Source organism: Streptomyces sp. NPDC036764 (assembly GCF_055609385.1).
The window spans coordinates 1,143,360-1,167,098 of the sequence record NZ_JBVJPT010000001.1 but is presented as its reverse complement, the minus strand read 5'-3'; the positions used below and the strand labels follow the sequence as shown (position 1 = coordinate 1,167,098).

21 protein-coding genes and 1 riboswitch are annotated in these 23,739 nt (G+C 70.1%); of the genes, 3 read left to right on the top strand and 18 right to left on the bottom strand.

What is annotated here, in order from left to right:
* Positions 1-147 precede the first annotated feature (147 nt).
* Positions 148-1,344, top strand: coding sequence for a Glu/Leu/Phe/Val dehydrogenase dimerization domain-containing protein (locus tag ACZ69Q_RS04990; RefSeq protein WP_471036463.1), 1,197 nt, complete (start codon positions 148-150; stop codon positions 1,342-1,344).
* Positions 1,345-1,412: 68 nt separating this feature from the next.
* A complete protein-coding gene (locus ACZ69Q_RS04985) occupies positions 1,413-2,033 on the top strand; it encodes a TetR/AcrR family transcriptional regulator (RefSeq protein ID WP_471036460.1) in 621 nt (206 codons plus the stop codon).
* Between the two features lie 242 nt (positions 2,034-2,275).
* On the opposite strand, the gene ACZ69Q_RS04980 is transcribed toward ACZ69Q_RS04985, so the two are convergent.
* The 3 genes from ACZ69Q_RS04980 to ACZ69Q_RS04970 all read right to left on the bottom strand — a co-directional run bounded on the left by ACZ69Q_RS04980 (position 2,276) and on the right by ACZ69Q_RS04970 (position 6,811).
* The gene (locus ACZ69Q_RS04980) at positions 2,276-3,061 is read right to left on the bottom strand and encodes an SGNH/GDSL hydrolase family protein (RefSeq protein ID WP_471040076.1); all 786 of its coding nucleotides are present in this window, start codon (positions 3,059-3,061) and stop codon (positions 2,276-2,278) included.
* A 272-nt stretch (positions 3,062-3,333) separates the two neighbouring features.
* Entirely contained in the window at positions 3,334-4,272 is a 939-nt protein-coding gene (locus ACZ69Q_RS04975; protein ID WP_471036458.1) for a peptidoglycan DD-metalloendopeptidase family protein, read from the bottom strand.
* A gap of 4 nt (positions 4,273-4,276) precedes the next feature.
* Positions 4,277-4,434: riboswitch (cyclic di-AMP (ydaO/yuaA leader) on the bottom strand.
* A gap of 307 nt (positions 4,435-4,741) precedes the next feature.
* Positions 4,742-6,811 carry an alpha-galactosidase gene (locus tag ACZ69Q_RS04970; protein ID WP_471036456.1) on the bottom strand — a complete coding sequence of 690 codons (2,070 nt, stop codon included), beginning with the start codon at positions 6,809-6,811 and terminating at the stop codon, positions 4,742-4,744.
* A 180-nt stretch (positions 6,812-6,991) separates the two neighbouring features.
* On the opposite strand from ACZ69Q_RS04970, the gene ACZ69Q_RS04965 reads away from it, so the two are divergent.
* Positions 6,992-7,789 carry a tyrosine-protein phosphatase gene (locus tag ACZ69Q_RS04965; protein ID WP_471036453.1) on the top strand — a complete coding sequence of 266 codons (798 nt, stop codon included), beginning with the start codon at positions 6,992-6,994 and terminating at the stop codon, positions 7,787-7,789.
* A gap of 66 nt (positions 7,790-7,855) precedes the next feature.
* Here ACZ69Q_RS04965 and ACZ69Q_RS04960 read toward each other — a convergent pair whose 3' ends face one another.
* The 15 genes from ACZ69Q_RS04960 to ACZ69Q_RS04890 all read right to left on the bottom strand — a co-directional run bounded on the left by ACZ69Q_RS04960 (position 7,856) and on the right by ACZ69Q_RS04890 (position 23,727).
* Positions 7,856-7,975 (bottom strand): DUF6126 family protein, encoded by a 120-nt coding sequence (locus ACZ69Q_RS04960; RefSeq protein ID WP_128379435.1) that lies wholly within the window; start codon positions 7,973-7,975, stop codon positions 7,856-7,858.
* On the bottom strand, positions 7,972-8,604 hold the full coding sequence (locus ACZ69Q_RS04955; protein WP_471036449.1) for a helix-turn-helix domain-containing protein: 633 nt from the start codon (positions 8,602-8,604) through the stop codon (positions 7,972-7,974). The genes ACZ69Q_RS04960 and ACZ69Q_RS04955 overlap by 4 nt, the downstream gene beginning before the upstream one ends.
* Before the next feature lie 94 nt (positions 8,605-8,698).
* Positions 8,699-10,084 carry an aspartate aminotransferase family protein gene (locus ACZ69Q_RS04950; protein WP_471036447.1) on the bottom strand — a complete coding sequence of 462 codons (1,386 nt, stop codon included), beginning with the start codon at positions 10,082-10,084 and terminating at the stop codon, positions 8,699-8,701.
* A complete protein-coding gene (gene dxs, locus ACZ69Q_RS04945) occupies positions 10,081-12,039 on the bottom strand; it encodes a 1-deoxy-D-xylulose-5-phosphate synthase (RefSeq protein ID WP_471036444.1) in 1,959 nt (652 codons plus the stop codon). Before dxs ends, ACZ69Q_RS04950 begins: the two co-directional genes overlap by 4 nt.
* Before the next feature lie 31 nt (positions 12,040-12,070).
* On the bottom strand, positions 12,071-13,246 hold the full coding sequence (gene ispG, locus ACZ69Q_RS04940) for a flavodoxin-dependent (E)-4-hydroxy-3-methylbut-2-enyl-diphosphate synthase (RefSeq protein ID WP_471036440.1): 1,176 nt from the start codon (positions 13,244-13,246) through the stop codon (positions 12,071-12,073).
* Between the two features lie 4 nt (positions 13,247-13,250).
* On the bottom strand, positions 13,251-14,273 hold the full coding sequence (gene hpnH / locus ACZ69Q_RS04935; protein WP_471036435.1) for an adenosyl-hopene transferase HpnH: 1,023 nt from the start codon (positions 14,271-14,273) through the stop codon (positions 13,251-13,253).
* Between the two features lie 5 nt (positions 14,274-14,278).
* Positions 14,279-14,920: a phosphorylase family protein gene (locus ACZ69Q_RS04930; RefSeq protein ID WP_471036433.1), complete on the bottom strand. Its 642-nt coding sequence runs from the start codon at positions 14,918-14,920 to the stop codon at positions 14,279-14,281.
* A complete protein-coding gene (gene shc, locus ACZ69Q_RS04925; protein ID WP_471036431.1) occupies positions 14,920-16,944 on the bottom strand; it encodes a squalene--hopene cyclase in 2,025 nt (674 codons plus the stop codon). The genes ACZ69Q_RS04930 and shc overlap by 1 nt, the downstream gene beginning before the upstream one ends.
* 143 nt (positions 16,945-17,087) lie before the next feature.
* The gene (locus ACZ69Q_RS04920) at positions 17,088-18,224 is read right to left on the bottom strand and encodes a polyprenyl synthetase family protein (protein WP_471036427.1); all 1,137 of its coding nucleotides are present in this window, start codon (positions 18,222-18,224) and stop codon (positions 17,088-17,090) included.
* Positions 18,224-19,651, bottom strand: coding sequence for a hydroxysqualene dehydroxylase HpnE (gene hpnE, locus ACZ69Q_RS04915; RefSeq protein ID WP_471036423.1), 1,428 nt, complete (start codon positions 19,649-19,651; stop codon positions 18,224-18,226). The genes ACZ69Q_RS04920 and hpnE overlap by 1 nt, the downstream gene beginning before the upstream one ends.
* On the bottom strand, positions 19,648-19,791 hold the full coding sequence (locus tag ACZ69Q_RS04910; protein ID WP_471036419.1) for a DUF6380 family protein: 144 nt from the start codon (positions 19,789-19,791) through the stop codon (positions 19,648-19,650). The genes hpnE and ACZ69Q_RS04910 overlap by 4 nt, the downstream gene beginning before the upstream one ends.
* Positions 19,791-20,738, bottom strand: a complete 948-nt coding sequence (gene hpnD, locus ACZ69Q_RS04905; protein ID WP_471036417.1) for a presqualene diphosphate synthase HpnD — start codon at positions 20,736-20,738, stop codon at positions 19,791-19,793. Before hpnD ends, ACZ69Q_RS04910 begins: the two co-directional genes overlap by 1 nt.
* The gene (gene hpnC, locus ACZ69Q_RS04900) at positions 20,735-21,634 is read right to left on the bottom strand and encodes a squalene synthase HpnC (RefSeq protein WP_471036415.1); all 900 of its coding nucleotides are present in this window, start codon (positions 21,632-21,634) and stop codon (positions 20,735-20,737) included. The genes hpnD and hpnC overlap by 4 nt, the downstream gene beginning before the upstream one ends.
* A 391-nt stretch (positions 21,635-22,025) precedes the next feature.
* Positions 22,026-22,805 carry an ABC transporter ATP-binding protein gene (locus tag ACZ69Q_RS04895; RefSeq protein ID WP_471036411.1) on the bottom strand — a complete coding sequence of 260 codons (780 nt, stop codon included), beginning with the start codon at positions 22,803-22,805 and terminating at the stop codon, positions 22,026-22,028.
* A complete protein-coding gene (locus tag ACZ69Q_RS04890; protein WP_471036407.1) occupies positions 22,798-23,727 on the bottom strand; it encodes an ABC transporter permease in 930 nt (309 codons plus the stop codon). Before ACZ69Q_RS04890 ends, ACZ69Q_RS04895 begins: the two co-directional genes overlap by 8 nt.
* Positions 23,728-23,739 lie beyond the last annotated feature (12 nt).

Sequence of the window (23,739 nt, the reverse complement as noted above, 5' to 3'; positions counted from 1 at the left end):
CCGGTGCCTCCCGCTGGTCATCCCGACACCGAAGCCCCTGCACCACGTTTGACATGTCCCCGTCCCACTCCGATACTGACTCATCGTTCAGTAGCAGCGCGGGGCCCCTCGATCCCGAAGAGGGCTGCCCCCGACCCCGGAGACCCCATGACCACCCCAGCCGCCCCCACCACCCCCCTGCTCTCCCTCACCTGGACCGACCACATCACCGGCCGTCAGGGCTTCCTGGTCGTCGACCGGCTGGTGCGCGGCGTGGCCAGTGGCGGGCTGCGGATGCGGCCGGGCTGCACGCTGGACGAGGTCACCGGGCTCGCTCGGGGCATGAGCATGAAGGAAGCCCTGCACTACGACCCCGAGGCCCGGTACGTCCCCCTCGGCGGCGCCAAGGGAGGCATCGACTGCGATCCCCGGGACCCGGAGGCGTACGGGCTCCTGGTGCGCTACCTGCGCAGCATGCGGCCGTACATCGAGAACTTCTGGACCACGGGCGAGGATCTCGGACTCACCCAGGACGTCGTCGACCGGGCGGCGGCCGAGGCGGGGCTCGTCTCGTCCGTCCAGGCCGTGTACCCGCTGCTCGACGACGAGGTCGGTGCACGGCGGCGGCTCGCGGAGGCGTTCGCGGTCGAGGTCGACGGCATCGGCCTCGACGAGCTGGTCGGCGGCTGCGGGGTCGCGGAGTCGGTGCTGACCGCGCTGGACCGGGCCGGTGTGCCGTACTGGAGGACACGCGTCGCCGTGCAGGGCCTGGGGACCATGGGCGGGGCCACGGCTCGCTTCCTCACGCGCGCGGGGCTCACCGTCGTCGCCGTCGCCGACATCAAGGGCACCATCGCCAACCCGGCCGGACTCGACATCGAGAGCCTGCTGGCGGCACGCGACGCGTACGGCACCGTCGACCGAGCCGCGCTGCGTCCCGGGGACCGCGAACTGCCGGGCGACGCCTGGCTGTCGACCGAGGCGGAGGTGCTGGTGCCTGCGGCCGTGTCGTATGCGATCGACGCCGCGAACCAGGGCCGGATCACCGCGCGTTGGATCGCCGAGGCGGCCAACATGCCCGTACGGCCCGACGCGGAGGAACTACTCGCCGCGCGCGGCGTCACCGTGCTGCCGGACGTCGTGGTCAACTCGGGCACGAACGCCTGGTGGTGGTGGACGCTGTTCGGGGACATCGGCCCGGACGCGGACGAGGCGTTCGCCCACACACGGCGCTCGATGCGCGCCCTGACCGACCTCACGCTGGCCCGCGCCGAGGCGGACGGGACGGCTCCGCGGGCGGCCGCGCACGCCGTCGCCGCGGACCGGCTGCCGTTGATCACCGAACGGTTCGGCTGGCACCGGTGACGGCGGTCGCGCAGGCCCTGCCCGACCTGGCTCGGGACCGGTCGGTGACGAGGCTTTAGGGTGACGACGTGGCAAGAGTGCGGTTGAGCGTGGCGGAGCGGCGTGAGGAGTTGCTGCGTGCCGCCGTCGAGCAGATAGAGGCGCGGGGCGTGGCGGCGGTCAGGATCGCCGACGTGGCCTCGGTGCTCGGCGTGAGCAACGCGCTGGTGCTCTATCACTTCGACACGAAGGAAAAGCTCGTCGCGGCCGCGTTCACCCACGCGGCCGAAGGCGACCTGGCCCATCTGCGCCGGCTCCTCGGGCGCCGCACGACGGCACTGCGGCGGCTGCGGGCGGCCGTGCGCTGGTACGCGCCGACCGGCCAGGCCAAGGGCTGGCGGCTGTGGATCGAGGGCTGGGCGGCGGCGCTGCGCGAACCCGCGCTCCAGGAGGTCACCCGGGACCTCGACCGGCAGTGGAAGGGGGCGATCACCGAGGTGATCGCCGAGGGCGTCGCCGCCGAGGAGTTCCACTGCCCGGACCCGAACGGCACGGCCCTGCGCCTGACGGCCCTGCTCGACGGCCTCGCCGTACAGCTCACGTCGTACCCGGGCGCGATCTCACGCGCGCGTGCCCAGGAGTGGGTGGACGAGGCGCTCGCCCGGGAACTCGGGCTGGAGCGAAAGGCGTTGACGGCGTCGAACCGGTGAGCCTGTGTGCCGGGACGCTGTGTGCGATGCCGCCATGTGCCGGGACGCTGTGTGCGATGCCGCCATGTGCCGGGACGCTGTGTGCGATGCCGCCATGTGCCGGGACGCTGTGTGCGATGCCGCCATGTGTCGTACGCAGCACCGAATCCCGCACCCCGCACCCCGCACCCCATGCGTACGTCCGGGCCGCACCGATCAGCCATCGGTACGGCCCGGACCTATCGCTCGCTCGCGAACGGTTCTCAAGCCACCGATCGGATCCGCATCTTGATGTCGTCCGGGGAAAGAGCGCCCTTGGCCGTCACATGGTCCCCCGACGACTCCCCGCGCAGTCGTCGGCCGATCCACGGCACCAGGTACTCCCGCGCCCAGTGGACGTCGTCCCGGCGGACCTCGAGGGTGCCGCGGGGCGGGAGCGGCGGCCAGGGCTGGTCCGGGTCCGCGGGGATCTCCAGGCCGAGGACCTGGCCCGCCCGGAGCGCCACGCGTGTGTGCCCGTCGGCGGACAGATGGAGCCGGTCGTCGTCCCAGGCCCGGCGGTCCTGAACGGTCTTCAGGGACCACAGGTCGAGCACCGGGCAGCCGTACCGGTCGGCGATGGCCCGCACATGTCCGTTGTACGTGGCGATCTTGCCGCGCAGATGCTTCAGCACGGGTACGCCACGGGTGTCGAAGCCAGTCGTCACCATGACGGTGCCGACGGCCGAGGTGAGCCGGATGATCGCCCGCTCGAAGCGCTCGGCGACCTCGTCGGGGTCGGTTCCGGGTCGGATGATGTCGTTGCCGCCCGCACAGAACGAGACCAGGTCCGGGGCCAGTTCGACGGCCTTCGGAAGCTGGTCCTCGATGATCTGGTCGAGCAGTTTGCCGCGTACGGCGAGGTTGGTGTACTTGAAGTCGCCCTCGGGTCGCCTGTCCGCGAGGAGGACCGCGAACCGGTCGGCCCAGCCGACGAACGCCCCGTCGGGGCCGGGGTCGCCGACGCCCTCGGTGAAGCTGTCCCCCACCGCAACGTACGACCCGATCACTGCACTGCTGTCACTCTTCGAATCGTCTGCCACATCGGCACATGATTCACCTTTGAATGTGACCTACGCGACCGTAGGAAAGGGTTGACGATCGGTGAGATAAGCCACTCCTAAAGTGTTCACCAAACCTGGAATAACCCTCTGAGCAGGGGTGTTGTGGTCAAGCCAAACCGCCCTGTCGACACCCCCCGAAACATGCCGAAGACCGGACCCGGGGATCGGGGTCCGGCCTTCGGCCGCGTGTCAGGCAAGTGGTTGTCGCGTGGGTCGCGTCAGCCGATGGCGACACCCTTGCCGCGCAGGTAGGCAACCGGGTCCACGTCCGAGCCGTAGTCCGGCGTGGTGCGGATCTCGAAGTGCAGGTGCGGGCCGGTGACGTTGCCGGTCGCGCCGGAGAGGCCGATCTGCTGGCCGGCGGTCACGGTCTGGCCGCTGGAGACCGAGAGCGACGACAGGTGGGCGTACTGGGCGTAGTAGCCGTCGGCGAGCTGGATGACGACCTGGTTGCCGTACGCGCCGCCCCAGCCGGCCGAGACGACGGTGCCCGCGCCGACCGCCTTCAGCGGGGTGCCGGTCGCGGCGGCGAAGTCGACGCCGGTGTGGTAGCCGCTGGACCACATGCTGCCCGCGACCTTGTAACCGGTGCCGAGGGAGGCGCCGGTCAGCGGGGCGGAGAAGCCGTTGACGGTGCTGGTGGTCTCGGCGGCCGTGGTCGCCTTCTGCGCCTTCTTCGGCGTGGAGGACTTCGAGGCGGACGAGTCCTTCGAGGACGACTTGTGCGTCGAAGAGGGCGCGGAGGACGACGACTTGGGGGCGGTCGTCGCGGCCTTCTTGCCGCCGATGGCGAGCTTGAGTCCCGGGTGGATCAGCGACGGGTCGGAGCCGACGGCCTCGCGGTTGTCGGAGTAGAGCCGCTTCCAGCCGCCGCTCACGTTCTGCTCGTCGGCGATCTTCGAAAGGTAGTCGCCGACCTTCACAGAATAGGTCCGTACGTCAGCCTTCTTCTGGGCGGCCTTCTTCTCAACGGCCTTCTGGCCGACGACCGGAAGGGACTGAACGGCCTTTTCCGAAACGGACTGCGAGGGAGCGGCGTGGGCGCCGGTTGCCCCCATGAGCGGGAGAGCGAGAGCGGCGCCACCGGTTCCGGCGACGGCGATGGAGCGGGTGAAGCGCAGGGACTTCGGACGGCGATGCTTACCCTTCGCGGGCATGGCGAATTCCTCTCCGGCGCCTGCGAGGTGAGCTGTCGGGTGCGGGCTGGAGATGCCCGGCCGCGCCGAGGTGCGGCTTGACCCCTAGCCGTTCCGGAGACCGGAACAGGCGGTTCTACCTGTGGGTCCCCCGCTCCTGCCGTGGACGGGTGAGTTTGCGCGGAATCCGAGCGGCGGCAGGATTGGGCGTCCGTCCGGATTGGTGGCGAACGTAAGCGAGGAAGACGCATGGGAACAAGTGAGAGGTTCCGTCCGAATGCGTTCCTGTTGATCCCTTGTGGGAATTAACCGTCACCGTCCGTTAAATACAGGAGTGCCGCCGGACCCAAAGCCCCTTGAAAAGCATACGAATTACGTGGACATGACGGGCGACTCACGGTCACGGATATGACGCTCCTCACGTGACACTGCTCCAGCTTTCCTTATTGCAGAGCGAGTTGGAATGAAGGCGCCAATTCGGACAGAACGCCTAGATGCGACGGAGTCGAATAACTGCCGCATCAAGGTCGCCTCGCAAGCCGGTACGCAGTCCGTGATGCACCAGTACGGCACCTCGGTGAATTTCGCCCGTTTCAAGGCATTCATACGCTGCTGTCGGATCCAGGCCGCGCAGCCGCAGCGCCGGAAGGGGCTCGCCGAAGCTCTGCGCCTGGAGCCAGGCGAGGACGACCGCCTCGTCCCCGAGCACGTACTGCACCGCGCTCAGCCCGCCCCGCGGGGCCCGCAGCCGGTACAGGTCGCCGCGCTGCACCAGGGGCCGGATCTCCTTGTAGAGCTCCACCCACTCCCGCGCCTCGGCGAGCTCCTCCTCGGTCCACTGGGCAAGGTCACCGCCGACCCCGAGCACGCCGGCCATCGCGCTCACGAACCGGAAGCGCAGCGAGCTGGCGCGATGGTTGAGCATGGCGTTCGGGCTGTCGGTCACCCAGGCGGCCATGGCCCGGGCGGGGTGGATCTGGCTGAAGCCGTGCTGGATGGCGAGCCGGTCGAGGGGGTCGGTGTTGTCCGAGGTCCACACCTGGTCCGTACGGCCGAGCACGCCGAGGTCGATGCGTCCGCCCCCGCCCGAGCAGGACTCGAAGGCGACGCCGGGGTGAGCGGCGCGCAGCCGGTCCAGCAGGTCGTACAGGGCGCGCACATGGTCGACCCACAGGCGCTGCGGGTACGGCTCACCGGGCCAGCCCGCGTCGCTGAAGCAGCGGTTGAAGTCCCACTTCACATAGTCGATCGGGGCACTGGAGAGGAGCCCGTCGAGCTGCTCCCAGAGGTACTCCCGGACGTCGTCGCGGGCGAGGTTCAGCACTAGTTGATTGCGGAATTCCGTCCGCTTTCGTCCCGATTGATACTGAACCCACTCGGGATGCGCGCGGTACAGCTCGCTGTCCGGATTGACCATTTCCGGTTCGACCCAGATGCCGAACTGCATGCCGAGCGCGTGCACGTACTCGGCGAGCGGCTTGAGGCCGGAGGGGAAGCGGTCGGGGTTGGGCGTCCAGTCGCCGAGCCCGGCGCGGTCGCTGGTGCGCGTCCCGAACCAGCCGTCGTCCACCACGAACAGCTCGACGCCGATGGCCGCGGCCCGCCGCGCGAGGAGGCTCTGCTGCTCCTCGGAGATGTCGAACTCCGTCGCCTCCCAGGAGTTGAACAGCACCGGCCGGTCCTGGTCGGCGTCCGGGATCACGTACGCGCGCTGATACGCGTGCCAGGCGCGGCTGGCGCCGCCGAAGCCGCCGTCGCTCCACAGGCCGGCGAAGACGGGCGTGGTGAAGGACTCCCCCGCCGCCAGCCGCAGCAGGCCGGAGTCGTCGTGTCCGGCGCCGCCGGTGACCTGCACGCGCGCGTCCGGGAGTTGGGCCACGGCGATCCGCCAGGACCCCGACCAGCCGAGCGCGCAGCCGTAGACCTCGCCGCGCTCCTCGGTGGCGTCCGTGTCGAGCGCGACCCACGGCAGATGCTGGTGCCCGGTGTGCCCGCGGCGGCTGCCGATGACCTTCTCGCCGTAGGTGAGGGGGGCCCGCGCCAGCCGTGACTCGGCGCCCCAGCGGCCGTGCAACTGGGACAGCCGCCAGCCCTCCCTCTCCGGCAGCGTCCAGGTGGCCGAGTCGGCGCGCAGCAGCTCCAGATCGCCTCCCTGGTTGTCCAGGGTCACCCAGCGCTCTACGACGTCCTCGCGCATCCGGTAGTGCAGCGTGACCTTCAGTGCGCCGTCACGAAAAAGCAACCGCAGTTCGTCACCCTCGGACTCATGCCGCTCGAAGCTCCACTCGGTGCCGCGCCGCTCGTCGCTGCGCACGGACAGGGCGGGCCGAACGAAGCGCGGGCCGCCCTCGACCGGGTACTCCTCGCGCCCGTCCAGCGGGGACTCGAAGGGCCAGTACTCCGGCAGCGGGCGGACGGCGAGGGCCTCGGCGTCGGCGAGCCCGATGCGCGGGCCCCAGTGGAGGTGCAGCAGCTCGTCCCCGTCGGTCAGGTGGACGGCGTAGCTGCTGGTCGGCCCGGAGAGGACCCACGTACGGCCGTTGTCGGAGATGTCCAGCATCAAACCCTCACAGAGACGAACAGGCGCGATCAAGTACCAACATCATCAAGGGTCGTGCGGCCCTGAGGCAACGCCTGTGGACAACTCATTGGCCCTGGAATCCATGTCGTATGGTCGAGATCGCACCCCGTCGGCCGCATCGCCGAGCCGCGCCGCCGGGGCCGACCGGGAGGAGCCCCCGTGACGCAGCAGATCCCGTCGACCGAGCCCGAACTGGCCGGGGTTCGCAACTTCCGTGATGTGGGCGGCCTGCCCACGGTGGACGGACGACGGGTGCGGCACGGAGTGCTGTTCCGCAGCGGCCATCTCGCGCACGCGACCGCCGAGGACGCCGGCTTCCTCGGCTCGCTGGGGCTGCACACGATCTTCGACTTCCGCAACGCGGCCGACCAGAAGCTCGAAGGACCGGACATCGAGCTGCCCGGCGTGCGCAATGTCAACCTGCCGCTGTCCGACCCGGCGGACGGCGCGGAGTTCTGGAAGATGGTCCGGGACGGCGATCTCGACCAACTGCGCGGGATCCTGGCGGACGGCAAGGGCGCGAACCGGATGATCGTCTCCTACCGTTCGATCATCAAGGAGCGCACCGGCGAACACTCCCAGGTGCTCCACTCGCTCGCCGAGGACAGCGTCCCAGCTCTGATGCACTGCGCTGCCGGCAAGGACCGCGCGGGTCTGACCATCGCCGTGACGCTGCTGGCCCTCGGCGTGGAACGCGAGGCGATCGTCGCCGACTACCTGGAGTCCAACGCCAAGCACCGCCGCTACAAGGTGCGCCGCAACGGCAGCGACGCCTCCGCCTACTCGCCCGAGGTCATGGAGCTGCTCAGCCCGCTGTTCGACGCGCGGGCCGAGTATCTGACGGCGGCCTTCGAGACGATCGAGGAGACGTGGGGCGGCGTCGACACCTACCTGGAGCAGGGCGTGCGGCTGAGCCCCGAGTCCCGGGAGCGGCTGCGGGAGCGGCTGCTCGACTGACGCCGCGTCCGCGCCGGCGCGCGCCCATGCGCTCGACCGGCGCCGGCCGCCACCGCGCACCCGTGCCTACTTCGCGCCCGCCTCGAACAGGAAGTAGATGAAGGCGGCGAAGACGTGCCCCACCGCGATGTAGATGATGAGCCGCACCCACAGGGCGCGCGGGAACTTCTCCTCCATGTCACTCATGGCGTCTCTCCAGGGGTGGGGCCCAGGCACAGGGTGGCCGTGGGGCTCTGCAACAAGGTGTGGACGAACAGCAGCTCGACCCCGCCCGGGTCCTCGGCGGCGATGCGGTGCGGGGTCAGCGAGTCGAAGTGCGCGCTGTCGCCGGGCGCGAGCCGGTGTGTGGTGTCCCCGAGGCGCAGCCGCAGCCGCCCTTCGAGGACATAGAGCCATTCCTCGCCGGGGTGCACCCGCACGATGTCGCCCTGCGCGCCGTGCGGCACATGGACGCGCAGAGCCTGCATCCCGCGCCCGGGCGCGCCCGCCTGCCAGTACGTCCAGCCGCCCGCCGCGGTCGGTTCCATGTCGGCGGCGCGCACGACGGCGTCCCGGTCGGCGACCGTCTCGCCGAGCAGCTCGGAGACCGTCGTACCGTAGATACGCGCGAGCGCGAGCAGCATCGGCAGCGAGGGCTGGCGTTGCCCGGTCTCCAGTCGGGAGAGGTGGGCGGGCGACAGCCCGGCGGAGCGGGCCGCGGCCTCCAGGGTGAGGGCGGCTCGACGACGCAGGGCCCGAAGCTGAGGCGCGACTGCGGGCAGGGCGTCGACCGGCACCGCCGTATCGCCTTCAGGCGAGGTCTCGGGAGAGCTCATGCTCTCCATTCAGCCGCAGGCTTGCCTCAGCGGCAAATTTCTTGCCTCAGAGGCAAAATCTGCGAAGGGCCGAGCTGAGAGGGCTGCCGGGGGCTCACCGGTTCGCGACCGCCTGCTTGATCAACGTCTTGCCGAAGTCCCACATCAGCCCGCCCCCACTGTGTGCGTCGTCCATCACATCGGTGAAGGCGTCGACGAACCGGTCCACCTCCCGCTCGCCGATGATCAGCGGCGGGATCAGCTTGATCACTTCCAGGTGGTCGCCGGAGACCTGGGTGAGGATCCGGTGCCGCCGCAGCAGCGGTACGACGACCATCTGCGCGAACAGTCCCTTGCGCGCGGCCTGGAGCATGGTCCAGCGGCCGCGCAGCTTGAGTGAGTCGGGACGGCCGAACTCGATGCCGATCATCAGGCCCCGGCCGCGGACGTCGGCGAGCAGTTCGTACTTGTCGATCAGCGCCGCGAGCCGGGACCGCAACTGCTCCCCGGTCGCCCGCGCGTTCGCGACGATCTGCTCGTTCTCCATGACCGACAGCACGGCGAGCCCGGCCGCCATGGCCTGGGCGTTGGATCCGAAGCTCGCCGAGTGGACGAGCACGCGGTCCATGGACGAGTAGACCTTCTTGAAGATCCAGTCCTTGCCGAGCGTGGCCCCCACCGGTACATAGCCCCCGGAGAGCGCCTTGGCGACGCACACCAGGTCCGGTTCGACGCCCTCCTCGTGCTGGTAGGCGTAGAAGTCGCCGGTCCGGCCCAGTCCCGTCTGCACCTCGTCGGCGATGAGCAGCGCCTTGTGCTTGTGCAGCAGCTCCTGGGCGGCCCGCAGATAGCCGGGCGGGGCCTCGTGCACGCCCTTGCCCTGGATCGGCTCGACGATCAGGGCGGCCACGTCGCCCTTCTTCAGCTCCCGGGCCAGGGCGTCGAGATCGCCGAGGGGTACTGCCGTGTCCGGCAGCAGCGGGGCGAAGCCGTCCCGGAAGCCGGACTCGCCGTTGACGGACAGGGAACCGGTGGTCAGCCCGTGGAAGGCGTGGTCGCAGTACAGCACCCGCGGCTTGCCGGTGACGAACCGCGCGAACTTCAGCGCGGTCTCCACCGCCTCCGTCCCGCTGTTGCCGAAGAACACCCGGTCCAGGTGCGGGCTGTGGGTCAGAAGCCGTTCCGCCAGCAGCCCGGGCAGCGGCTGGCAGTCGAAGCGGGTGAGGTCGGCGAGCTGGGCGTCGAGGACGTCGTGCAGCGCCTTGCGGACGACGGGGTGGTGGCGCCCCAGGCCCATCACCCCGAACCCGGCGAGCATGTCCAGGTAGTCGTCGCCGTCCGCGTCCCAGAAGTACGCGCCCTCGGCCCGCTCGTAGACCCTGTCGAAGCCGATGGTGTGCAGCATGCGCGGGAGCTGGTGGTTCAGGTACTTGGTGTGCAGCTCGTAGCGCTCGGCTCCGCGCTCGGCGAGGAGCCGGCCGAGGTCGAACTCGCTCGTCATTCAGCTTTCTCCTTGACTGGCACGACGGCAGGACCGTCATGACTCCCCTCGGCCCGCTCCGCGCCGGCGACGCTCTCCTCGGCCTCCTTGAGGGCCAGGCTCGCGCTGATCCGGCCCGCGACCTCCACGGGCGTGAGCCCGATGTCGGCGAGCACCTCGCTCCGCTTGGCGTGCGCGAGGAACTGCTCCGGGATGCCGAAGCGCCGCACCGGTACGTCGACATCGGCGTCGCCCAGCGCCAGCGCCACGGCCGAGCCGACCCCGGACGAGCGGCTGTTGTCCTCGACGACGGCCACCAGTCGGTGCAGCGCGGCGAGTGGTGCGAGCGCGGGGTCGACGGGCTTCACCCACCGCGGGTCGACGACGGTGCAGTTGATGCCGCGGGCCTGGAGCAGCTCGGCCGCCTGGAGGCACACCGGGGCCATCACGCCGACGGCGACGAGCAGGACGTCCGGCTCACCGGCGTCCCTGTGCAGCACGTCCAGCCCGCCCACCCGGTCGACCGCCGGGATCGACGGCCCGACCGACTCCTTCGGGAATCGTACGAGCGTCGGCGCGTCGTCGCAGGCCACGGCCTCGCGCAACTGCGCCCGCAGTTGGTCGGCGTCGCGCGGCGCGGCGATCCGCAGACCGGGGACGACCTGGAGGATCGACATGTCCCACATGCCGTTGTGGGAGGCGCCGTCGGCGCCCGTGACGCCGGCCCGGTCCAGCACGAACGTCACTCCGCAGCGGTGCAGCGCGACATCCATGAGGAGCTGGTCGAAGGCGCGGTTCAGGAAGGTGGCGTAGATGGCGACGACCGGATGCACCCCGCCCGTCGCGAGCCCCGCCGCCGACACGGCCGCGTGCTGCTCGGCGATCCCGACGTCCCAGACCCGGTCCGGGAACCGCTCCGCGAACTTGCCGAGCCCGACGGGATGCAGCATGGCCGCCGTGATCGCGACGACGTCCTCCCGCTCCTCGCCGATCCGCACGATCTCGTCGCCGAACACCGACGTCCAGGACGGACCGCCCGACGGCGCGAGCGGCTCGCAGGTCAGCGGGTCCATCACGCCGACGGTGTGGAAGTGGTCCTCCTCGTGGGCGAGGGCGGGTTCGTAGCCGCGCCCCTTCTCCGTGAGGCAGTGGATCAGCACCGGCCCGTGGAAGCGCTTGGCCCTGCGCAGCGCGGACTCGACGGCCCCGATGTCGTGCCCGTCGATCGGACCGACGTACTTCAGCCCGAGATCCTCGAAGAGCCCCTGCGGTGCGAACGCGTCCTTGAAGCCCTTCTTCGCGCCGTGCAGGGCCTCGTAGACGGTGTTGCCGACGACGGGCGTGCGCTGGAGCACGTCCTTGCCCCAGGCCAGGACCCGCTCGTAGCTGTCCGTCGTGCGCAGGGTGGCCAGGTGGTTGGCAAGGCCGCCGATGGTCGGTGCGTACGAGCGCTCGTTGTCGTTGACGACGATGATCAGCGGCCGGTCCTTGGCCGCCGCGATGTTGTTCAGCGCCTCCCAGGCCATGCCGCCGGTCAGCGCCCCGTCGCCGATCACCGCGACGACGTGCCCCTTCTCCCCCTGCACCTGACGCGCCTTGGCGAGCCCGTCGGCCCAGCCGAGCGCGGTGGAGGCGTGGCTGTTCTCGACGATGTCGTGCTCGGACTCCTCCCGCGAGGGGTAGCCGGACAGGCCGCCCTTGCCGCGCAGCTTGGAGAAGTCCTGCCGACCCGTCAGCAGCTTGTGCACGTAGCTCTGGTGACCGGTGTCCCAGACGATGCGGTCGACCGGCGACTCGAAGACCCGGTGGAGCGCGATGGAGAGCTCCACCACCCCCAGGTTGGGCCCGAGATGTCCGCCGGTCCTGGCGACCGCGTGCACCAGGAACTCCCTGATCTCGTCGGACAGTTCACCGAGTTCTGCCTCGGACAGCGCCTTCAGGTCACGTGGTCCCCGGATGCTCTCCAGAATCGTCACGTTCGGGCCCCCTCTCGGTCCGTGCCTTGCTTCAACTCACCGTCACTGCCGGTTTCCCCGTGCCGGTGGGGGCGCCCGATGCGACCCCGTCCTGCTCCATCTGCTCGGCGATCTTCATCGCCTCTTCGATCAGCGTCTCGACGATCTTCGACTCGGGGACCGTCTTGATGACCTCGCCCTTCACGAAGATCTGCCCCTTGCCGTTGCCGGAGGCGACGCCGAGGTCGGCCTCCCGGGCCTCGCCGGGGCCGTTGACCACACAGCCCATGACGGCCACCCGCAACGGCACTTCCATGCCTTCCAGGCCCGCCGTGACCTCGTCGGCCAGCTTGTAGACGTCGACCTGCGCACGCCCGCACGACGGACAGGAGACGATCTCCAGGCGCCGCTGCTTGAGATTCAGCGACTCCAGGATCTGGATGCCGACCTTGACCTCCTCGGCGGGCGGGGCGCTCAGCGACACCCGGATCGTGTCTCCGATTCCCCGCGACAGCAGCGCGCCGAAGGCGACCGCCGACTTGATCGTGCCCTGGAAGGCGGGCCCGGCCTCGGTGACCCCGAGATGCAGCGGGTAGTCGCACTGCGCCGCGAGCTGGCTGTACGCCTCGATCATCACGACCGGGTCGTTGTGCTTCACCGAGATCTTGATGTCCCGGAAGCCGTGCTCCTCGAACAGCGACGCCTCCCACAGCGCGCTCTCCACGAGCGCCTCCGGGGTCGCCTTGCCGTACTTCTGCAGCAGCCGCCTGTCGAGCGAACCGGCGTTGACGCCGATCCGGATCGGGGTGCCGTGATCCTTGGCGGCCCGCGCGATCTCCTTGACCTTGTCGTCGAACTGCTTGATGTTTCCCGGATTGACGCGTACGGCCGCACAGCCGGCCTCGATCGCGGCGAACACGTACTTCGGCTGGAAGTGGATGTCCGCGATCACCGGGATCTGCGACTTGCGGGCGATGGTCGCGAGCGCGTCCGCGTCGTCCTGCGTCGGACAGGCCACGCGCACGATCTGGCAGCCGGACGCCGTCAGCTCCGCGATCTGCTGCAAGGTGGCGCCGATGTCGGACGTACGGGTCGTCGTCATCGACTGCACCGACACCGGGGCACCGCCCCCGACCGCCACCGGGCCGACGTGGATCTGCCGCGACACACGTCGCTCGGCGACCGGCCGGACCGGTACCTCGGGGACGCCCAAGGAGATGGCGGTCATGGCGTCACTCCCGGTTTCCGGAGACCGTCTCGCGCATGGCGCGCAGCGACTCCTTCAGCGAGCCCATGGTGGCGAGGACGGCGGTGGGCTCGTAGCCGCAGTGCGCCATGCAGTTGGCGCAGCGCGGGTCTTTGCCGCGGCCGTACTTGTCCCAGTCGGTCTCCTCGATCAGCTCCCGGTACGTCGGAACGTACCCGTCGCTCATCAGGTAGCAGGGGCGCTGCCAGCCGAACAGCGAGTAGTTCGGGATCGCCCACGCGGTGCACGGGAAGTCGACCTTGCCCTCGAGGAAGTCGAGGAACAGCGGCGAGTGGTTCAGCCGCCACTTCCTGCGGTTGCCGCCCGCGAAGGCCTTCTTGAACAGCTCGCGGGTCTGCTCGACGCCGAGGAAGTGCTCCTGGTCGGGGGCCTTCTCGTAGGCGTAGGCGGGCGAGATCATCATCTCGTCGACCTTGAGGTCGTCGTTGAGGAAGTTCAGCACCTCGATGATGGTCTGCGGGGTGTCGGTGTTGAAGAAGGTCGAGTTGGTGGTCACCCGGAAGCCGCGCCGCTTGGCCTCCTTGATCGCCTCCACCGCCTCGTCGAACACGCCCTCCTTGGCGACGGACTCGTCGTGGCGCTCGCGCAGGCCGTCGATGTGCACGGCGAAGGCGAAGTAGGGCGAGGGCGTGAAATTGTCCATCTTCTTGCGCAGCAGCATGGCGTTGGTGCACAGGAAGACGTACTTCCGCTTGGCCACGAGCTGCCGCACGATCTCGTCGATCTGCGGGTGCATCAGCGGCTCGCCGCCGGCGATGGACACCATCGGCGCACCGGACTCGAGCACCGCACCGACGGCCTGGGCCACCGGCATGCGCTGCTTCAGGACTCCGGCCGGGTGTTGGATCTTGCCGCAGCCCTCGCACTTGAGGTTGCAGGCGAAGAGCGGCTCCAGCTCCACGATCAGCGGGAACTTGTCACGCCTACGGAGCTTCTGTTCGGCCAAGTATGTAGCGACCTTGATGGACTGACGCAGCGGCATGGCCATCTGGCTCACCTCCTGGGGAGCAGCAAAGAACGGTGCCATTCGTAGAATGCGGGAAGAACGGTACGAAGGACGCGGAAAGCCGATATTCCACCGCGCAACGTGCCGATCCGGACGAGTTCATGTTCTGGAGCGTCCACGACCACCCGGACGGCCGCAACCGGGCGCTCGCCCGTGCGGACGGCGCTCAGGAGTGTGGCCGCCGACTCCATGTCGACCGCGATTGCGCCGGTCGCGAGCAGATCGGACCGTTCCTGACCGCGGACGACATGATCGGAGCCGGTGAGTGGTCCGGTGTGGACGGTGCGGCCCGGGATGGTCCGCACGAGTTCTTTGACGAGTAGGTCGGTCCCCACGCACGGAACGGTTCCCGCCGGATCCCGGGTCTCCTCGGCGACCACCAGATCGCCGGGGTGCATCCCGGGGGCGAGCCCCGCGCAGAAGCCGGTGGCGAGGACGGCGGCCCCGCTGAGGGCCGGGTCGGCCAGCACCCGGGCCACGGAGCGTTCGGCCGCCCGGGGTCCCATGCCCGTACGGAGCACGGTGACCGGCCCGCCGGCCCCGCCCCGCTCGCCGGCGCGCAGGGCGAACTGCTCGATGCCGAGCGCGCAGGCGATCAGCAGCGGGGCCGGGGCGGGCTGCGGACTCATCAGCTCCCCTTGGCCTCGGCGAGCGACCTCCTGGGCCCGCCGCTCTTGTCGGTGAAGGGCTCCCCGTGCAGGTACCGGCCGAGCGCGGTCAGCGGGAAGACCTGCCGGTAGAGGTGATAGTTGATGGAGAAGTCCCAGGGGAACCCGGTGCCGGTGAAGTAGGGCTCGTCCCAGGAGCCGTCCTCCCGCTGAGTCGCCGCGAGCCACTCGATGCCGCGTTCGACGGCCTTGGAGTCCCGCTCCCCCGCGGCCAGCAGCGCCATCAGCGCCCACCCGGTCTGTGAGGCCGTCGAGGCGCCCCTGCCGCTCCACTCCTTGACGTACTTGTAGGAGCGCAGGTCCTCGCCCCAGCCGCCGTCGTCGTTCTGGACGGACTCCAGCCAGGTGACGGCGCGCCGGATCGCGGGGTGCGAGCCCGGCATGCCGGCGGCCACCAGGGCGGGTACGACGGATCCGGTGCCGTAGACGTAGTTCACGCCCCAGCGGCCGAACCACGAGCCGTCCGGTTCCTGCTCGGCGAGCAGCCACCGGATGCCGCGCCGGGTGCGCGGGTCGTGGGCGAGGCCCTCGACCGCGAGCATCTCGACGACGTGCGCGGTGACGTCCGCCGACGGCGGGTCGATGACCTCGCCGAAGTCGCAGAACGGCAGCCGGTTGGGGAACGGGCTGGTGTTGTCGACGTCGAAGGCGCCCCACGCCCCGTTGCGCGACTGCATCCCGAGGTTCCAGCGCACACCGCGGCCGATCGCCTTCTCCAGCTTCTCCGGGTCGTGGTGCCGGACCCGGCGCAGGGCGAGGACCACCTCGGCGGTGTCGTCGATGTCGGGGTAGTTGTCGTTGTGGAACTCGAACGCCCAGCCCCCCGGCGGCAGTTGGGGCCGCTTGACCGCCCAGTCGCCGGGCCGGACGATCTCCTCGCCCAGCATCCAGTCGGCGGCCTTGACGAGCTGCGGGTGATCGGCGGGTACGCCCGCGTCCGCGAGCGCGATGGTCGCGAGGCAGGTGTCCCAGACCGGCGACTGGCAGGCCTCGATCATCCGGGCCCCGTCCTCGCGCCAGACGGCGAAACGGTCCAGCGAGGCGAGACCCTCGCGCATCACGGGGTGCTGAAGGTCGTAGCCGAGCAGGTGCAGCGCGATGATCGAGTACACCGCCGGGGGCTGGATGCCGCCCCAGCAGCCGTCGTTCTCCTGCCGCTCGATGATCCAGCGGGCGGCGCTGTTCATCGCGGCTCTGCGCAGCCTGCGCGGGGCGACCTTGCGCAGTTGGTGCAGCGCCTTGTCGAGCCGCTGGAAGGCGCCGTCCCAACTCGCCGCCGGGGCGAGGGGCTTGGGCGGGTTGGGGAGCGCCGGGTCGGTGTGCAACTCGTCGAGCGCGAAGGGTGCGGGGCGTACCGGTCGCTTCGCGGAGACGATCGTCAGCGGGACGATGGTCTGCCGGGCCCAGCAGCCGAAGTCGTAGATGTTGAGCGGGACCCACTTGGGGAAGTAGATGAGCTCCGGCGGGAGTTCGGGCAGGTCCTCCCACTTCCACCAGCCGAACAGGGCCAGCCAGATCCGCGTGAAGACCCGGGAGGCGGCGATGCCGCCCTGCTCGCGGACCCAGGCGGAGGCCCGTGCCATGTGCGGTGCGTCCGGCGCGTCGCCGGCCAGACGGAGGGCGACGTACGCCTCGACGGTGGCGGAGAGCTCGCCCGGCGCGCCGTAGAAGGTGCCCCAGGTGCCGTCCTCGCGCTGCTCGCCGCGGATGAAGAGCGCGGCGGCCTGTGTCGTCTTCTCGTCGCGGATGCCCAGGAACTGACGGAGCAGAAGGTCCTCGGCGTCCATGGTGACGTTCGTCTCGAGGTCGCCCTTCCACCAGCCCTGGGCGTCCTGCTTCGCCAGCAGGAAGTCGGTGGCGCGCCGGACCGCGCCTGCGGCGGCTTCGTGCACCCCGGCCGCCACGGGGTTCTCGCTGTCGGTGTCGCTGGCCGCGGCTGCCCGGGGCGGCCGCGCCCCGGTGCTTCCGTCGGTCGTCGCTGTCATGGCTTCCCCTTCGTGCAGTGCTACAGGTAGTGCGTCTGCTACGGGTCCGCCGTCGGCCGGCGCGCTTCTTCCAGCGACACCAGCCGGCGACTATGCGAGGGCTATTCGACCGATACTGATCATCTCATTTCGCCCGGCGGTGATCATCTCTTTCGTACGACGACGAAGTCGGCGAGCGCCGTGAACTGTGCGCGCACCCGGTCGGGCATGTCGACGGCGTCGAGGGCCTCGACGGCGACCGCGTGCTGACGGCGCGCCTCCCCGGCGGTCCACTCGCGGCCGCCCGCCTCCTCGATGAGGGCGGCGCGGGCGGCGAACTCCTCCTCGGAGAAGTTCTCGAAGTCGCTGCTCTTGGCGTCGGCGGCGAGGATCTCGCCGAGCCGCTCGGAGGCGGAGCCGCCCGCCGCGAGCGCGGCCACGACCGGCAGGGACTTCTTGCGCTGGCGCAGGTCGCTCCAGGTCTGCTTGCCGGTGGAGACCGGGTCGCCCCAGATGCCGAGGAGGTCGTCGACGGCCTGGAAGGCGAGCCCCAGGTGGTAGCCGTACTTCTCCAGGGTGTCGGCGGTGTGGTCGTCCGCGCCGGCGAGCACCGCGCCGATGGAGCTGGCGCTGGCGAGCAGGGCGCCGGTCTTGTTGCCCTCCATCTCCAGACACTCCTCGACGCTGACGCGGTCGCGGTGCTCGTAGGAGATGTCCTGGGCCTGGCCGTCGATCAGGGCGCGGGTGGCGGTGGCCAGGCGGCGGGTGGCACGACCGGCCTCGACGGTGCCGAGCTCCAGCAGCACCTCGTTGGCCAGCGCGAACATGGCGTCGCCGACGAGGATGGCCTGGGCGGGGCCGTGCAGCTTCCAGACCGTGTCCCGGTGGCGGCGCTGCTCGTCGCCGTCCATCAGGTCGTCGTGCAGCAGCGAGAAGTTGTGGACCAGTTCGACGGCGACGGCGCCGGGGATACCGGCCTCGGGCGCGGCGCCGGTGACCTCGGCGGAGAGCAGCGCGAGGGCGGGGCGCACGGCCTTGCCGCCGTCGCCGGCCGTGGGCTTTCCGTCGGCGTCGATCCAGCCGAAGTGGTAGGCGGAAACGGTGTCCATGGGAGGAGCCAGGCGGTCGACGGCCGCCCGCAGAACCGGCGTGGTCAGGGTCCTACCGCGCTCCAGGAGCGCGGTCACGTCCACCGCGGTCTCTCGAGCGGCCTTCTCGGCCGGGGGCACAGTGGGCACGTTCTCTCCTCTTGTTGCGCTACGGGGGGTGCGGGGGCCTGCCGCCGACTGCTCGTTCAGCATCACGCCGCCTCCTCGACGTCGAAGAGGTGGCTGGGGCGAGGCCGGCCCAGAGCGCTCAGCGCGGCTTCGGCCGCACTCACGCCACTGCGGACCGCACTCTCCATGGTCGCGGGCCACCCTGTGGCGGTCCACGCTCCGGCCAGGTACAGGCCGGATGCCTTGGTGCGGGCGCCGGGCCGCAGCCGCCCGACGCCGGGGGTGGGGGCGAACGTCGCCGTGCGCTCCCTGGTCACGAAGAAGTCCTTCACCCGGGCATCGCGCGCCCTGGGCAACAGCCGTTCCAGCTCGGGCAGATACCGCTCGCGCAGGGCGGCGACGGGTTCGTCGATCTCGTCCTGTGCGGCCGACTGGGACAGGGCGAGGTACTGGCCCTCCTTCAGCCCGGAGGCGTCGGTGCGGTCGAACACCCACTGGACCGGGGTGCCCAGGGCCGTGAGGAACGGCGTGCCGAGCACCTTGCGGTCGTAGACGACATGGACGTTGAGGATCGGTGCGGTGCCGATCTGCAGGAGCTGTTCGGGGGCGTCGAGGGCACCGCCGGGCAGCAGGTCGTACGCCTCGCGCTGGGCCACGGCGAGCACGACCGCGTCCGCGTGGAGCGTCTCGCCGGGAACCTGAACGCTCCAACGTCCGTTCTCGTCAGTAGAGATGGAGGTGACGCGTGTACGGACCTCGGTACGCACGCCCGCGGTGTCGAGCGCCTTGCGGGCCAGCCGGTCATGCAGTTCGCCCAGCGGGACGTGCGCCCATCCGATGTCGGCCGCGCCCGGGTCGGACAGCAGACCGGTCTTGAACACCATCGCGGCGAGCCCCAGCGAGGCGTCGCCCGCGACCGCGTTGAGGGTGGCGACCCCGACCAGGTCCCAGAGGGCTTCGACGGCACGCGCCGACTGACCGTGCGCGGTCAGCCAGCTTCCGAAGTCCTGGGTGTCCAGGGTCGGATCGGCGAGGTCGAGCCCCTTGAGCGCGAGCGCGGCACGCCCGACCTTGGCGCGTTCGGCGAGGGAGAGATGCGGATACGTCGCCAGGCTCCGGCCCAGGTGCAGGGGTACGGGCAGCGCGTCGCGCCGCAGTCTGCCGAGCCGTCGGCCCTCGGGCTTGTCGACGTCGAGTACGGGCACGTCGAGCCGGTCCTGGAGCGGAGCCAGCGCCGTCCCCTCGATCCGGTCGAGGAACCAGCGGTAGGCGGTGCAGCAGCGCAGGTAGACGTGCTGTCCGTTGTCGACGGTGAGGTCGCCGCGTTGGAAGGAGAAGGCCAGGCCACCCAGCCTCGGCCTGCCCTCGATCAGGGTGACGCGGACGCCCGCGTCGGCGAGCGCGAGCGCGGTGGTGATGCCGGCGAGCCCCCCGCCGACCACGACCGCGTCCTTCCCGGCGCGTCCCGGGATGTCCGCGAGCGACCCGTCCGGCCGCATGCCGTCGGTCATCGTGCACCCTCCCCTGCGCGACCGCTGTGCCGATGGTTCAACGGTGCACGGCCGGTCGTCTCAGTCAGGGACGCCGCCTGACGGCGGAGGGTTGCCTGCCATTTTTCCCCGGCGGCATCACCTTGGGCCGAAATGTCCATCAGGCGCGCCTCCTGACGGTTCGGGTGACATGCCGGGCGTCCAGACCGGACAGACCGCGCACGGCGACGTACGCCTTCTCGCGCCCGGGCAGGGAGACCCGGCCGCGTAGCACGGCCTCCGGGTCGCGCTCGATGCGGTCCAGGAGGCGGCGGTAGATGCCGGCCATGGCGGCGACGCACGCACCGCTGCGCCGGTCGAGCATGGGGAGCAGCCGGTAGCCCTCGGCGAAAAGGGCGCGGGCCCGACGCACTTCGAAGTGCACGAGGCCCGCGAAGTCGGAGCCCTCCGGTGGTGTCGGCCCGCTGAAGCCGGCCGAGCAGCCGAATTTGGCGAGGTCGTCGGAGGGCAGATAGGTGCGCCCTCCCTCGGCGTCCTCACGGACGTCACGCAGGATGTTGGTCAGTTGCAGCGCCAGGCCGAGCGTGTCCGCGTACTCGGGGGCGCGTTCGGCGCCGCGCACCCCCGGTTCGGTGCCGAACACGCCGAGCGACAGGCGTCCGATGGCGCCCGCCACACAGCGGCAGTAGACCTTCAGGTCGTCCCAGGTCTCGTAGGTCTCGCCGCGCACGTCCATCAGCACGCCGTCGATCAGCTCGTCCAGTCCGCCGAGCGGGATCGGGAAGGCGTCGGCGGCGTGGGCGAGGGCGACGGCCACGGGATCGATGTCGTCCTCGTCGACCGCGCGGTCGCGGATCCGGGTCAGCAGCGCCCGGGTGTCCTCGAGCCTGGCCATCTTGACCTCGCCGCTCAGGGCGCCGTCACCGATGTCGTCGACGCGGCGCGAGAACGCGTACAGCGCCGACATCGCCCGGCGCTTGGGCGTGGGCAGCAGTCTGATGCCGTAGGCGAAGTTCCGTGCCTGCTGTCCGGTGACGGCCTCGCAGTAGCTGTAGGCGGCGAGTACCGGTGCGGACGCGTGTGGTGCAGACTCCACGGTCCGGATCACCCCTCTCCTCGCAGAGTCACGCCCACCTCGCGCAGCAGCCGTAGCCTGCTGGCCTTGGGCGGGCCGGGCAGTACGTCGTATTCGGCGGCGGCGATCGCACCGATCGCCGCCCTTCCCCCCGCCACGAAACCCGCGAGCAGCAGCTTGAGCCTGCCGTGGACGCTACCCACCAGAGGGGTGCCTTCATTCAGGAGGTTTTGGGCACGTTCGGCTTCGTATGCAACCAGTGCGCGCACCGATGCGCCCGCCGTTTTCGCCCCGAGGTCGGTTTCCTCGACGTGGAAGCGCTTCATGTCCGTTGCGGGCAGATAGATCCGGTCACGACCGAGGTCCTCGGCGACGTCCTGGAGGTGCTCGACGATCTGGAGCGCCGTGCACACCGCGTCGGAACGGCGGATCCGCTCGGGCGTCGCCGTGCCGGTGACGGCGAGGACGAGACGGCCGACGGGATTGGCGGACAGTTCACAGTAGGCAAGGAGATCGTCGTAGGTCTCGTACCGTCCCACGAGCTGGTCCTGGCGGTTGGCGGCGATCAGACCGAGGAAGGGCTCGGGGGTCAGCGAGCGGTGGCGGACCGTCGGCTGGAGGCGGTGCAGCAGGGGGTGGCGCGGGGTGCCTTCGAAGACCCGGTGCAGATCGGCCTCGAAGGCGTCGAGCAGGATCAGACGGTCCTCGGCCTCCTTGGCCGAAACGCCGAGGAGGCGGGCGTCGGCTCCGCCGGGGGCGAGATCGCCGTCACCGATGTCGTCGACGAGGCGGGCGAAGCCGTAGACCGCCATGAGGTCGGCTCGCCAGGCCTTGGGCAGGAAGAACGGGGCAACGGGGAAGTTCTCCGCGGCGGCCTTGTCCAGCGTGCCGCGCTCCGGATCGTCCGCGCGCGCGCCGGTTGCCGTCACCGTGGACTGCCCGGGGCGGGGACGGCGCAGGCGGATGCCTTGAGCTGGGGAGTTTCCGTAGCCATTGCCGTCACATCTCCCGTTCTACACCGCCGACCCAATGCACACTATTTCGGACACGCCGCCCGGCGGTCCGCGCAGCAGCCCGGAGAGAGGGGTGTCGCGCCTTATCGCCCCACTTGCCGCGTTTCGGTACCGGTACAGCTTACGTTGTACAACGCGGCGTGGCCCGTGCGGGTGTCCTGCACATCACAACAACACACCGATTGGCGTCAAGATTCCTGGCGCAAGCCGGAGTTGACGTTTCCTTTGCAGACGCGGGCCCCGCCGGTCGCAGTTCCGGCGGGGCCCCGGGAAGCTTGCTGGGCCGCACGGCCCATGTCCGGGTGGACTACTTGCCCGTGAACTTCTCGTACTCCTTGAGGACCTCGTCCGTCGGTCCGTCCATACGCAGCTCGCCACGTTCCAGCCACAGCACACGGTTGCAGGTGTCGCGGATCGACTTGTTGTTGTGGCTGACCAGGAACACGGTGCCCGCTTCCTTGCGCAGCTCCCGGATGCGGTCCTCGGAGCGCTTTTGGAACTTGCGGTCGCCGGTGGCCAGCGCCTCGTCGATCATGAGGACATCGTGGTCCTTGGCGGCGGCGATGGAGAAGCGCAGACGGGCGGCCATGCCGGACGAGTAGGTGCGCATGGGCAGGGTGATGAAGTCGCCCTTCTCGTTGATGCCCGAGAAGTCGACGATCCCTTCGTAGCGCTCCTTGATCTGCTCGCGGGACATGCCCATGGCGAGCCCGCCCAATATGACGTTGCGCTCGCCGGTGAGGTCGTTCATCAGGGCCGCGTTCACACCGAGCAGGGAGGGCTGGCCGTCGGTGTAGACCTTGCCCTTCTCCGGCGGGAGCAGGCCGGCGATGGCGCGCAGCAGGGTGGACTTGCCGGAGCCGTTGGAGCCGATCAGGCCGATGGCCTCGCCGCGGTAGGCGACGAAGGAGACGCCTCGGACGGCGTGCACCTTGCGCACGCCTCGGTCCTCGCCGCGCTTCAGTATGCGGCTGAGGGCCGCCGTGGCGCTGCCCTTGCCGGACTTGGCGCCGTTGACGCGGTAGACGATGTGGAGCTCGTCCGCGATGACGGTGGGGATGTGCGCATCCGCCCTCTGCTCAGCCACGGCCGTACCTCTCCTCCGCCTTCCAGAAATACACGAAGCCACCGACCGCGAACAGCACGGCCCAGCCGGCCGCCGCCGCCCAGACGTGGTCGGGCAGGTTCGAGGAGCCGTAGCCGTCGATCAGGGCGAAGCGCATCAGGTCCATGTAGACCGCTGCCGGGTTCCACTGAAGGACGGTGGCGATCCAGTCCGGCTTGTCCTTCAGCATGATCGGGATGGAGAACATCACGCCGGACGCGTACATCCACGTACGCATCACGAACGGCATGAGCTGGGCCAGGTCCGGGGTCTTCGCGCCGGCGCGCGCCATGATCAGGGCGAGGCCGGTGTTGAACAGGAACTGAAGCGCCAGCACCGGCAGGATCAGCACCCAGCTCAGCTTCGGGTAGCTGCCGAAGCCGATCGCCACGGCGAACAGCACGATCATCGAGAACAGCAACTGCTGGAGCTGCTGGAGCGCGAAGGAGATGGGGAGCGAGGCGCGCGGGAAGTGCAGGGCGCGCACGAGGCCCAGGTTGCCGGAGATCGCGCGTACGCCCGCCATCACCGAGCTCTGGGTGAAGGTGAACACGAAGACGCCCGTGACCAGGAACGGGATGTACACCTCGCGGGGCATGCCCCGGTCGGCCTGGAGGATCAGGCCGAAGATGAAGAAGTACACGGCCGCGTTCAGCAGCGGGGTGGCCACCTGCCAGAGCTGGCCGAGCTTCGCCTGGCTGTACTGGGCGGTCAGCTTCGCCCGCGAGAACGCGAGGATGAAGTGCCGCCGGTCCCAGAGCTGGCGGACGTACTCGAACAGCGAGGGGCGGGCGCCGCTGACAGCCAGCCCGTACTTGGCGGCCAGCTCGGACGCCGTGAGTCCCTCGTCGGGCGACGGCGGCGCGCTCACCGCGACCGAGCCGTCGTGCGTTGTCTCACTCACCAGTTGAAACTT